Origin of the sequence: Streptomyces milbemycinicus, assembly GCF_002154605.1 — a bacterium.
In the GTDB taxonomy this organism is placed as follows: Bacteria; Actinomycetota; Actinomycetes; order Streptomycetales; family Streptomycetaceae; genus Streptomyces; species Streptomyces milbemycinicus.
Genome location: NZ_MUNE01000278.1, coordinates 1 through 11,432, shown reverse-complemented (window position 1 = coordinate 11,432; position 11,432 = coordinate 1). Strand labels below are relative to the sequence as shown.

The following is an 11,432-nucleotide window of genomic DNA, read 5'->3' as shown; positions in this document are numbered from 1 at the left end:
CCTGATTGCTGTAGCTGCTTTTGCGCCAGGCGGCGCCGAACAGCCTCACCTTCGCCATAGCACCTTCGCCCTCCGCTCGCTGCCGAACCGCAGACCGTGCCGGTAGATCTCGGCTACCCAATAGCGGCCGTCGTTGCCTCGTGCGAAGACACCGGAGTCCACGAGAGCGTCCGCGTCTCGTACTTCGAGCCCTACTTCTTCCAGCCAGAAGGGCACGGTTACGGGATCGCGTACCTGCTGGAGTCGGCTCAACAGGACACCAATCTCCTGGCTTTCGGCCTGAATCGCGTCAATTTTGATAGTGCTGCACGCGAGCAGTGCCTTGCGCATGGCAGTGGGTACAAGCACGCGGTCTTCCCATTGTGTCTGGGAGATGGATTGACGTGCTGCCTCGGCCAGGAACACCACGACGTCCCTGGCTTGCACCTGGTCCCTGAAGTCCCCGAGGGCGGCCGGCACCCACAGATGGGAGCGTGCCTCCCTGGACTTCTCCGTTCCCATCTTCCTCCCCCACACCTGGATGAGGGATTCCACGAGGGAGTCGTAGGGCAGCTCGGCGATCTCGGACTCTTCGATGGCTGTGGGCAGGGCGTCGGCGTGGGCGGTCACCCACAACGCGAGACGAAGTGCTTGCTCCTTGTCCCAGCGCAGCGCGTAGGGTTCGTAGCGGGCAAGGAGCTGTTCACTGTTCTGGCTGACTGCCCGCTTTACCAGGTCGCGGCGCACGAAGACGACGAGTCCGAAGGGGCGCCCGCGCAACGATCGCAGCCAGGCGAGCACGTCGATCAAGAGCACCCGCAGCGCCGTGCGTTTGGCCTCGCTGTCGAGAGATTGCAGCAGGTCCTCTAGGCCATCCATGACGAATACCGCTCGCGTCCGCTTACCAAGTTCCGTAAGCGCGACTTCCGCATCGCCTGGGTCTGTCGGAGGGACCCCTGCCGCGATGGCCAGGCATTCCAGCCACAACTGTCGCCATCCGAGGTCGTCTTGGGAGGCTAGATTCGAAAGACCCCTTTTCAGGCGGTCCTTGATCTCTTGAGATGTTCCGGCAATGCCCGATTCCCCGCCGTGGTCGGCGGCGAAGGCATCCCTGAGATCCTGAGTTGTCAGACCGCCGTCATCCAGGTTGTCAGACTCCAGGACGGGTACGACGGGAAGGGCCCGCCGAACCTCCTTGATGCCTGACTGCTCGGCGAACCTGCTCCATGACTGCGCAGCGCACGCCTTTGCATAAAGGAAGGTCTTGCCGGCCCCTTTAGCGCCTACGACAAGGGCCAGCGGGGCCTCCGTACGATGGTCGCCCAACAGCCGGCGCAGTGGGTCGGTCACAAGGAAGCCGCTGGCCGAGGACATACCTGCGCGCTCGGCATAGATGAGCGGCTGCGCGGTGTCCGCGAGGCGTTGACGCAGCATTGTGTACTCGACATGCGCCTGCTGCCCGGCCGCACCGGGCAGCGTCCGGGCGACGGGGGTGGGCACGATCGGTTCCAGCGCATCGGCCACATTGCAGCTTTCCAGCATCCGCAGCACGGCGTCCCAGGCGGACGGGAGGGCCAGTAATTCTTCCCGGAAAGGACTGAGCAGAGGTTGCGACAGGACGTCGGAATCTACTTCGCCAGTTTCATCGGAGTCCGTGTCTGCCGTAGTGTTCGGCTGTTTCAGCGATGAGAGCACGGCGCTCCGCAACTGATTGCGAGCATCTTGGGCTTGAGTCTCGTGCACATCCTGCCGGTACTGCGTGATGATCACGGAACTTGCCGGATCGGTCCCCTGCAGTGCCGGCGCTCGCTGTCCCAGTTGCTTCAACAGAGCCTCGGTGCCCGCGAGGGACTGGTGGCTGAGGGTGGTGACGAAGACACGCTGTACCCGAGGGTCGAGCAAGATGGGGGCCGACAATTCGGAGGCCCCAGCCCGCAGATCCACCACGACAGTATCCGCACCCGCACGGGCACCAAGCGCTGCGAGTGCCTCGGTCAGGAAATAGGCCGGGCGTCCAGGTGTGAGCAAATCGGCCGGTTCGATGCGCGGCGGGCCCAGCTGTGGCCTTCTGCTCGTGGGGAGCACGGTCACCCGCCCCCCGCTCGTGAATCGTCCGACTTGTTGGTTCGGCAGGTACGCAGCGGCGATGTCCACAGCTGCGGACCAGCTCCCGTCCTCGGACCCCTGAAGCAGGGCGAGCAGGTCCTCATAACAGAAGTCGAGCTGTCCTCCCTGGGCCTTGTGCATCCAAGTGATTCCCGGGGCCTCAAGATCAGCGTCGACCAGCAGGACGTTGCCGCCTCGACGAGCAATAGCATCGGCCATGGCGACCGCGTGCACGGTGCGCCCGACCCCGCCCTTGAACGAATGGAACGCCACTAATTGCACATCGGCGGAAAAGGATACGTCGGCGGGGCGCTCCAGGGGATGTGCCAAGTGCGCAGTGATGTGTTTCTCGCGCAACAGCGGAAGGCGGCGCGGTTGGCTCGTGTTCTCCGAATCAAGGCTGAGGATGACGGGCATGCCTGTGAATTCGGCCGTTCGCGGGTCGTCGAGCCGGAGCATGAGTGTGCCGTCGTGCCATTCAGTCGACCCTGTCCCGAATGCCTCGTCCAGCCACCGTTTCGCCTTCTCGCTGTCCGTACCGCTGGAGACAACGAGCTCCAGACCATCCCACCACCCGTCCGCCGCGCGAAGCCACTCGGGCCACTGGCCCGCAGCGGCCAGGAGTGCCAGGTGCTCATCGACGTCTACCCAGGTGAACAAGTGCTCTGGCGGCGTCAGCCCTTCCAGATCAGTCAATCCAGCCACGGCTTCTCAGTCTCCTAGCCTTAATCCCGCTCGCACCACTTGATCAGCGCACGGAGGGCTTCCTGGGCTTCTTTCTCATCAGTCACGTCAAGCTTCGCACCATAGCGCCATGCCTGATGTAAATCAGCCAAAGCGACGGACCCGTGTGGCGGGCCATGCAGACGGCAGCTCTGGATTCTGTCGAGACGTGCGCCTAATGCTCGGGGAAGGTTAAGGGCCTTGGCCAGCCTGCGAAGGTCGTGGGTGGGCTCCAAGGTCTCAGTGCCGCGCAGCCCCCGTCGTATGAGGAGTCGTTCTTTTAAGCCACACTCCGCGGAATAGAATAATAAGAGGCCAACGGTCGCTAAATCGATGAGCTCTCCACGCGCTTCTACCGATTCTGCCGATCCCTGAAGTTCAACCCGTCTCCGGCGGAGTGCCTTGGGTCCCACGTGAAGCACCATAATGTCATCCTTTCATTTCAAGCCGACTTCTGAGAGTCGCGCCGGAGCCGCACCGTGTGGCCCGCCGGATCCCCGCGTATGAGGATCCGGCGGGGCGGGAACGCTGGTTATGGCTGACTACGACCGGCTCCCGGCGGGCTCAGGGACGGTGGCCGGTCTTCAGTCTGGCTATGAAGGCCGTCCAGGAAGTTGCGGGGAAGAGCAGCGCCGGGCCTTGGGGGTTTTTGCTGTCACGGACTGGTATGACGCCGGGGATCCCGTCGGCCACCTCCACGCAGTTGCCACCCTCCTGATTGCTGTAGCTGCTTTTGCGCCAGGCGGCGCCGTTCAGATCGGGACGGGACACTCGCTCCACGGTGGTTGCCCTCCATCACGGATCGGATCATGTCGAGAGACATGTATGGGGGCAGAGATACTGCCCGCAGCCGATCGTAGGTCACCGCAAAGCGCCTGACTTCGCTTGGTTCTTCGATGAGTTGGCCGTAATGGGCGCCTTCGGTGTAGGTCACGTCCGAGCCGTCCGGCAACGTCAGCACGGTCATCGAACCGCCCATCACGTCGTGCTCGCCCTGCTCGAACGGCAGCACTTGCACGGTGATGTGGCGCTGCTCCGCTGCCTCCAGCAGCCGGGCCAACTGCGCCCGCATGACGGCCGCGCCGCCCACTGGGCGTCTCAGCACCGACTCGTCCAGGACGACCCACAAGTCGGGGCGGTCGGGGGACGTGAGCCGCTTTTGTCGACCGAGACGGGCGGCGACCCGCTCCTTCAAATGCTCCTCTCCCGTGAGCGACAGGCCAACGCTCAGGACGGCCCTCGCGTAGTCCTCCGTCTGTAACAGGCCAGGCACCACATGCGCCGCGTACTCCCTGATCGACACCGCCCGTTCCGAGTACGCCATGAACGCCCGCGACCAGTCCGGGAACGCCTCGCGGTACACGTACGGCCACATGTCGATCAGCAGGTTGTCCGCCCCGAGGATCGTGTCGAGCACCTGCGTCAGCTCGAAGGTCGGTTTCGCTCCCAAGGCCCGCTCGATTTGAGCGATCCGGGAGCCGACCACATGCGCCTTCGCGCCCAGCTCGGCCTGGGTCAGCCCGGCGGCCAGCCGCAGTCTGCGCACTTGCGAACCGAACAGCGCCGCCATGGACGACTGGGGATCAATACCTTTGGCCAAAACATCACTTCCGTTCCTTACGGGATGAGAGGTAATGCGTTACGGCCTTTTGAGCGTAGTCCCGCCGGGCGACCCTTGAGTACGGAACGTCACGATGCGCACACGCTGCGAATCGTACGAAAGAGCGATGGACAGAAATGGACAACAACCGTGCTGAAGGCGAACACCCTCCCGGACGAAGGCGTGCGGCTCCCCTCGACACCGCGTGGGGCGCGGCTCGCACGACGCTTCGCCGTGCGGCGCATGAGGGAGTGGGGGTTTCCGCCCGCCTCGGACACGTCCTGCACCGTGGCGCTGCTGGTGGCGGAGCTCGCCTCCAATGCCGTACGCCACGGGCGCGTGCCCGGGCGGGACTTCCGGCTCCGCATCACCGTCGAAGTGCCGACGCGCACCATCCGCATCGAGGTCTCGGACGCCCGTGAGGGCCGGCTCCCGGTCAGGCCGCCGAACCCGTCGGCCGAGGACGAGACGGGGCGCGGGCTGCTGCTCGTGGAGCTGTTGGCCACGCGCTGGGGGGTGGCTCCTCGTGCCCCGGTGGGGAAGACGGTCTGGGCGGAGGTGGCGGCCGGGCCGTGCGACTGACCGGTTCGCGGCCACCGCGATGGGGGCTACCACCACCGACGCCACCCACTGCGCGGGAGGCTCGACGGGAACCGTCGGCCACCACACGTCCGCCCTCCGTGTCGCTATCTGCGGCACTCCGTCAGCGGTCGTGCAGGACTCGCGGCCGGGTGACGGGAACGACGGTGAGCAGGCCGTCCAACCCCTTGAAGTCGTCTGGGTTGGTGGTGAAAAGAGGGAGGTCTTCGGCGATGGCGACTGCGGCGATCATCAAGTCGGCGATCCTGCGCCGTGGTTTGCGGCCGGCGCTGATCACCGCCGCGCAGATTCGACCATAGATGCGGGCCGCTTCCGCGTCGAAGGGGATGGGGTCGAATTCGTTCTCGGCGCGCTGGAGCACATCCATGCGCCGGGCGCGCTCGGCGTGCTCGTCGTAGTCGTCCTGCTCCTCGTTCCGGCGGACCTCGTGGGGACCTGCGGAGAGCTCTGCCAGGGTGATGGCGCTGATCGCCACCTCGGCAGGGAGCTCGTCGGGATTCAGCCATTTGCGCAGGATCATGATGTTGGTGTCGAGAAGTCCCTGCGCGTACTCAACGGGCATAGGGGTCGTCCGGCTCCTGCTCGGTGGTGGCGTCCTGGTCGGCGCGGAAGGCGTCCAACGAGATGTCGGGAGCGGTGCGGGACATGGCCGCGAACTCGCCGCGCGGGACGAACCGCCTGCGGCGCCGCAGTGGGACCAGCTCACCGATGCGGTGCCCGTCCCGCGTGACGGTGAAGGCCTGGCCGTCCTGGACAGCGTCCATGATCTCTTTGGATCTGGTGCGCAGATCGCGTTGGGTGATTTCAGGCTGTCCACTCATATCGCCCACGATAGCCGTCCGTGCCATCTGGTGCTACAGGGTGCCATCGGCACGTCGAGCGCCATCCGGAACTACTCGCGCGCCTCGCCCGCGCGGCCTGCCGCCGCGGTGGCCGACAGCGCGGTGATGCTGTCTCCGATGGCAACGTAGACCCGCCCGAAACCGGCTGCGGCTTCGAAGGTCTCCGACGGGTTGTACCTCCACCGTGACTTCCCGTTCGCCGCGTTCACGGCCCAGATGAACGGCCACCGATAGTCGTCGTCCGGCTTGTAGTAGTAGCCCACGTCGCTGGCGATCCGCTGGCCGACCAGGACGTAGACGGTGGAGTCGGCGACCAGAAGGTTTACCAGGCGGAGCTTGCCTTCAGGGGTCACGGAAGAGCGCCACTTCTCGTCGCCGGACCGGGGATCGAGCGCGTGGAGCGTCAACGTCGTACGTCCGGCGGCGTCCTCGGTCTGCGTGGTGACGAAGACCAGCGAGCCGTTCTCGTTCGCCGCCGGGATGCCGAAGCCTCCGTACCCCTTCGCGGGCTGCTTCTTGGTCCAGATCCGGTCTCCGGTGGCGGGGTCGAGGGCGATCAGGCTGTCGGCCGCGTAGACGAGGGTGCCGCCCACCGCGCACAGGTTCGGCAGTCGGCTGACATCGCCCGTTGCCTCGGGCAGCGTCGCCTTCCATCCCGGCGCGCCCTTCTTCCCGGCATTGAGCATCTGGATGCTGGCGTCCTGCCCGCTGTCGTATGTGGACATCAGGTGGAACACCCGGTCTCCGGACGGCGGCACGACCACGGTGCCAAGCCCGTCGTTCTTGGCGACCTCGTACTCCCAGATCTTCCGGCGCGACGCGATGTCCACCGCCCAGACCTTGCTGGGGCCCGCTACGTCCGTGGTGCCGGTGGCGTAGACGACTCCGTTCCGCCCGCCGGACGTCGAGGCGATGTAAAAGGGGGGTGGAGCGACAGCCGCCGACCATGCACGGTCCCCGCTCGCGAGTTCCACGGCGACCACCTGTGCGTCCACGTCGCTGGTGGCCTCGAACGGGCCCGCGGCGCCGAGGTAGAGCATGCCCTCGCGGATCACACCGGCGCAGACCCCTCTCGTGACGAGGACGGTCAGGTCCCCAAGGGGCAGCTTCCAGCGCGTGTTTCCCGCGGTGTCGAAGCTCCAGACCGCTTCGGGTGTCTTGTCCGAGTCGGGCCGACTGCCCATCCACAGGACGCCGCCCTCGTACGCGATGAGTGAGTCGATTCTCGGGACGCTGCTTTGCCACAGCGGACGCGCTTCCGCCACGTCGCCGATCTTGGGCGTCGAGTCCGTGCCCGTGCCCTTGCCACCGTCGCCACTGCCGTCACTGCCGCCGCCGAGGCTCTTCGCGGCGATCACCCCACCACCGATCAGGACGGCCGCGCCTCCGGCCAGGCCCAGGAGCGCCCGGCGGCTGGGTCGCGAGGGGTCGGCCTGCACGGCCGTCGGCATCTGGACGGCAGGCTCGGTGTCGAGTGCCGCGAACGGCACCCTGCTGTCGACGACTTCGGTGACCTGGCCGTCCTGGCTGTCCGGACTGTCCTGGCTGTCCTGGCTGTCCTGGGCCAGCCTGGTCAGGACGTCCGCGATGGCGGGCCGACCGTCCGGCTCCTTGGCCAGACACGCCTCGACGGTGTCCCGGAGAGCCCCAGACAGGTCTCCGAGCCGAGGCGGTTCGCTGATGATCCGGTGCACGATCGCGGGAATGGTCTCGGCGTCGAAGGGGCCGCGCCCGGTGGCGGCGAAGCCTAGGACCGCGCCGAGCGAGAACACATCACTCGCGGGCCCGGCCTGGTCCGCGCGTACCTGTTCCGGCGACATGAACGCGAACGTGCCGATGACCACGCCCAGGGATGTCAGCGCGCTGGCGTCCGCGGATCGGGCGATGCCGAAGTCGATGATGCGTGGCCCGTCGGTCGCCATGATGACGTTGCTGGGCTTCAGATCGCGGTGTACCAGACCACACCCGTGGATCGCCGCGAGTCCTTCGGCGAGCCCGGCTCCCAGGGCGCGCAGGGCGTCGGGGGTGAGCGGGCCGCCCGTGGTGACGACCTCGTGCAGGGAGAGGCCGGGGATGTACGCCGTGGCCAGCCATGGCGAGGTCGCGTCGGGGTCGGCATCAATGACCTGTGCGGTGTGGAATCCGCCGACGAGCCGTGCGGCCCTCGACCTCCCGGGTGAAGCGGCGGCGGAACTGCGGGTTCGTGGCGTGCTCGGGTCGGATCACTTTGACGGCGACGTGGCGACCGCCGGGAGACCTGCCGAGGTAGACCTGCCCCATGCCACCGGCGCCGAGCCGCCCCTCCAGGATGTAGGGGCCGATCCGGTCGGGGTCTGCCGGGAGCAAGTCGTCCATCAGCGTCCTTTCCGGCCCCGGTGTCGTCGCCGGGCCCCATGTCCGCGACGTCTGCCCCGAGTTGGCGGTGGCGAGTCGAGCGCAGTCTGCCAGATGACGTGCGGTGAGGGTGGATCCGGCGGCAGCCGTCAGGCGTCGTCCGTCAGGTGCGGCTGACGCGAGTGTGACCTCGTGTCCGAAGCCGATGACGATACGGTCGCCACAGTCGTCCGGACCCACGGGGACGCTCCGTACCGGCGACGGGAACCGCAGACTTCATGACACAGGCCCAGGTCGGCGACCTGGGCCTGGTTGGTCATCCGGAGACGGGACTGCTGGGAGGTTCGGCTCAGCGCCGCAGGCCGAGGACTCCTCGGGGGGTGCCGACGCCGGTTGGGCCGTCGTACCCGATCTTGGCGGTGCAGAGGTAGGTGCCGCCGCAGGAGCCCGTGGATCCCTGGTCGATGTCCCAGAACGCCCGGCGGTGGGCGTACGGGTAGGAGTTCGGGCGGTCCGATGGGCCCGGGTTTCCCGCCAGTGCGTACATGGCGGCGATCAGCGCGGTGGACACACTGGTGCCGCCGATCACCCTCCAGCCCGGGGAGCTGAACGTGGAGTAGAAGGCGAAGCCGGTGGCCGGGTCAGCGAGCGCGGAGACGTCGGCGACGGTGCGCATGGGGCAGTCGGGGTCGGTCTGGAACGGCGGCTTGGGCTGGACCTGGGAGCAGCCGGAGCCGGAAAGGCTCCAGGCGCTCTCGTACCAGCCGGAACGCTTCGCCTGGGGGCCCGGCACCGGCCGGAACGAGCGGTCCAGAGTGGTACCCCCGGCAGCGGTGACGTACTGGGAAGCCGCGGGATAGACGAAGCCGGAGAAGCCGCCGTTGCCGGCGGCGGCGACGAAGGCGATGCCGGGGAAGTTGAAGTAGGTCTGGTCGAGGGCGAGTTGTCCGGGGTCCTCCGGAAGGCCCCAACTCATGGAGATGAACTTCGAGCCCTGGGTGCGGGCTTGTGTCACCGCCGTGAGCATGTTGCTGAGGGAGTTGGTGTCTGCCTCGACGAGCAGGATGTTGCAGCGGGGGCAGGCAGCGCTGACAGCCTCGATGTCGACGGCGGTCTCGGTCGCCCAACCGGGATCGGTGAGTGGTGGCGGTGTGCTGCCGCCGTTCTGGTTGATCTTCCGGAAGCAGCCATTGGCGGTGGTGCACGGTGGGAGATGGAACGTGCGGCGATAGACCGCCAGGTCGCTTTCGGCGTTGGGATTGTCGAACGCGCTGACAATCGCCACTGTCCGTCCATAGCCGCCGTTACGGGGCAGTTGGTATGCGCTTTGAATGTCGCGAGGGTGGTAGCCGGGGACGGGCGGGTTGTCGCTGTCCGGCGACGAGCTCGTGACCGCCGGAATGTCCGTCCGCAGCTCGGCCAGACATGTGACGGTACCCGGCGAGGGGCTGCAGACGTTCTCGGAGGCCACCGCCTTCGCCGCCCTGTTTGCTGCCAGGGCGTTCGCACCGGGAGGGGCCAAGGCGAGGGTCGCTACCAGGGGCACTGCTCCCAGCAGGAACCGCAGTATGTTTATACGTCTCATGAATTCAGTTGATGCCTTGGGACTAATCCGCATATTCGACCAGGCATCGGAATTGCTTCGAATGGAGCAGCGATCTCACCGCTTTGGCCATCGCTCGCCGGCGGGGCGGACGGGAGTACTAAGAGACCTCGCATTCATCGAGACCGTCGAGACCGTCGAGACCTGCGAGTGCCTGTTCCCGCTCCGCCGGATGCGCCGCGGCCCCCGGTACGTCGAGCGCCATCCGGAACTGCTCGCGCGCCTCACCCACGCGTCCCGCCGCCACGTACGCGCGGCCCAGGCGGCAGCGGATGTCCATCTCGATCCGGTCGTAGTGGGGTTCGGTGAGTGGGTCCAGCTCCTGGTGCTGGGCGAGCGCCTGGTGGTGGAGGGCTATGGCGTCGTTCAGGTTTCCCGCGCCCTGCTCCGCCGTGCCCAGTCGGGCCAGGGTGAGGGCGTGCAGGAAGGAGTCCCCGGCCTGCTCGACCAGGTCGGCCGCCCGGCGGAGCAGGGTCGTGGCCTCGCCGTAGTCGCCGAGGCCGACGTGGACATCGGCGGCGAGGGCAAGGACTCGGCTGAGCATGCGGGGTCTGCCGTTCGCCTTGGCGTGGGTGTGGGCGCCGTCGAAGGCGAGCAGCGCTTCCTCGTTCCGGCCCTGGAGGTGGTGGACGGCGCCGAGGAGGCACAGGCCCATCGAGATCAGCCAGTCGTCGGCGAGTTGGCGGGACAGCTCCACTGCCGCGGTGAGATGGGGGATCGCCTGGTCGGCCCGGCCCAGGTTCAGCTCGGCGGCGGCCAGTCCGCCCAGCGCACGGGCCTCTTCGCGGCGGTCCGCACGGCGGCGGCTGACGTCGAGGGCTTCGGTGAACCAGGCGCGCGCCTGCGGGTAGCGGCCCTGGTAGACGTCGACGATGCCCAGGCAGTTGCGCAGCGCGAGGGCCATCCGCTGGTCGCCGGCCCGGTCCGCGTGCGCGAGCGCGGTCTCGAGGGCCGTACGGCATTCGTGGTAGCGGCCCCGGCCCAGGAAGTGGTCGGTCAGGGCCTCGGCGATCCAGCAGGCGTAGTCGGCTTCGCCGAGCGCGGCGGCGTGGCCGACGACGTCCGCGAGCTCCGCGCCGGCCGCGTCCAGCCAGGCTTCCGCGTCCTTCCAGCCCGCGAACGGCGCTTCGGCGGGCCGCGGCCCGGTGGGGAAGCCGCGGGGGCCCCAGTCGCTGGTGATCCGGCCCGCGTCCAGGAAGAGGCGGAGCGCGGCGGTGCGCGCTGCGGCGGCTTGGGCGGCTTCGGCGGGGGCGGCCTCCGCGAGCCGGCGGGCATGCGCCCGGACCAGGTCGTGCAGTCGGTAGCGGCCGGGGCGGGGCTGCTGGAGGAGGCTCGTATCGACCAGGCTCTCCAGCGTCCGCTCGGCCTCACGGGACGGCCGGTCCAGCATGGCGGCGGCCAGCAGCAGATCGAACTCGACGGTCGGCGCCACGCCCAGGGTGCGGAACCCGCGCTGCTGCTCCGGCGTGAGCTGGTCGTACGACAGGCGGAAGGCCGCCTCCACGCTGCGGTCCCCGGCGCTCAGCTCGCCGAGCCGATGCTCGTCACCCGCCATACGGTCCACCAGGTACGCCAGTGTCCAGGCGGGGCGGGTCTGCAGCCGCGTTCCGGCGATACGCAGCGCCAGCGGCAGCCCGTCGCACAG

General features: G+C 67.7%; 10 protein-coding genes. 1 reads left to right on the top strand and 9 read right to left on the bottom strand.

Annotation, left to right across the window (positions count from 1 at the left end; genetic code table 11):
• Positions 1-45: 45 nt before the first annotated feature.
• The 3 genes from CCN51_RS22360 to CCN51_RS22350 all read right to left on the bottom strand — a co-directional run bounded on the left by CCN51_RS22360 (position 46) and on the right by CCN51_RS22350 (position 4,378).
• On the bottom strand, positions 46-2,790 hold the full coding sequence (locus CCN51_RS22360) for a KGGVGR-motif variant AAA ATPase (RefSeq protein ID WP_014178968.1): 2,745 nt from the start codon (positions 2,788-2,790) through the stop codon (positions 46-48).
• Between the two features lie 582 nt (positions 2,791-3,372).
• Positions 3,373-3,501 carry a DUF397 domain-containing protein gene (locus tag CCN51_RS57685; protein WP_238545682.1) on the bottom strand — a complete coding sequence of 43 codons (129 nt, stop codon included), beginning with the start codon at positions 3,499-3,501 and terminating at the stop codon, positions 3,373-3,375.
• Positions 3,464-4,378 (bottom strand): helix-turn-helix domain-containing protein, encoded by a 915-nt coding sequence (locus CCN51_RS22350; protein ID WP_014178970.1) that lies wholly within the window; start codon positions 4,376-4,378, stop codon positions 3,464-3,466. Before CCN51_RS22350 ends, CCN51_RS57685 begins: the two co-directional genes overlap by 38 nt.
• A gap of 180 nt (positions 4,379-4,558) precedes the next feature.
• Here CCN51_RS22350 and CCN51_RS22345 point away from each other — a divergent pair, with 180 nt between their 5' ends.
• Entirely contained in the window at positions 4,559-4,990 is a 432-nt protein-coding gene (locus CCN51_RS22345) for an ATP-binding protein (protein ID WP_014178971.1), read from the top strand.
• A 121-nt stretch (positions 4,991-5,111) separates the two neighbouring features.
• Here the strand turns inward: CCN51_RS22345 and CCN51_RS22340 are convergent, their stop codons facing one another.
• The 6 genes from CCN51_RS22340 to CCN51_RS22315 form a co-directional block, all read right to left on the bottom strand.
• Positions 5,112-5,570 carry a type II toxin-antitoxin system VapC family toxin gene (locus tag CCN51_RS22340; RefSeq protein ID WP_014178972.1) on the bottom strand — a complete coding sequence of 153 codons (459 nt, stop codon included), beginning with the start codon at positions 5,568-5,570 and terminating at the stop codon, positions 5,112-5,114.
• Positions 5,560-5,829: a type II toxin-antitoxin system prevent-host-death family antitoxin gene (locus CCN51_RS22335; protein ID WP_043491257.1), complete on the bottom strand. Its 270-nt coding sequence runs from the start codon at positions 5,827-5,829 to the stop codon at positions 5,560-5,562. The genes CCN51_RS22340 and CCN51_RS22335 overlap by 11 nt, the downstream gene beginning before the upstream one ends.
• A gap of 71 nt (positions 5,830-5,900) precedes the next feature.
• Positions 5,901-7,973: a protein kinase domain-containing protein gene (locus CCN51_RS22330; RefSeq protein ID WP_338000820.1), complete on the bottom strand. Its 2,073-nt coding sequence runs from the start codon at positions 7,971-7,973 to the stop codon at positions 5,901-5,903.
• Complete coding sequence (locus CCN51_RS56510) at positions 7,969-8,205, bottom strand: protein kinase family protein (protein WP_014178975.1); 237 nt, start codon at positions 8,203-8,205, stop codon at positions 7,969-7,971. The genes CCN51_RS22330 and CCN51_RS56510 overlap by 5 nt, the downstream gene beginning before the upstream one ends.
• A 328-nt stretch (positions 8,206-8,533) precedes the next feature.
• Positions 8,534-9,469 (bottom strand): S53 family peptidase, encoded by a 936-nt coding sequence (locus CCN51_RS22320; RefSeq protein ID WP_106436425.1) that lies wholly within the window; start codon positions 9,467-9,469, stop codon positions 8,534-8,536.
• A 418-nt stretch (positions 9,470-9,887) separates the two neighbouring features.
• A partial coding sequence (locus CCN51_RS22315) for a tetratricopeptide repeat protein (protein WP_143675871.1) occupies positions 9,888-11,432 on the bottom strand: 1,545 nt, incomplete at its 5' end.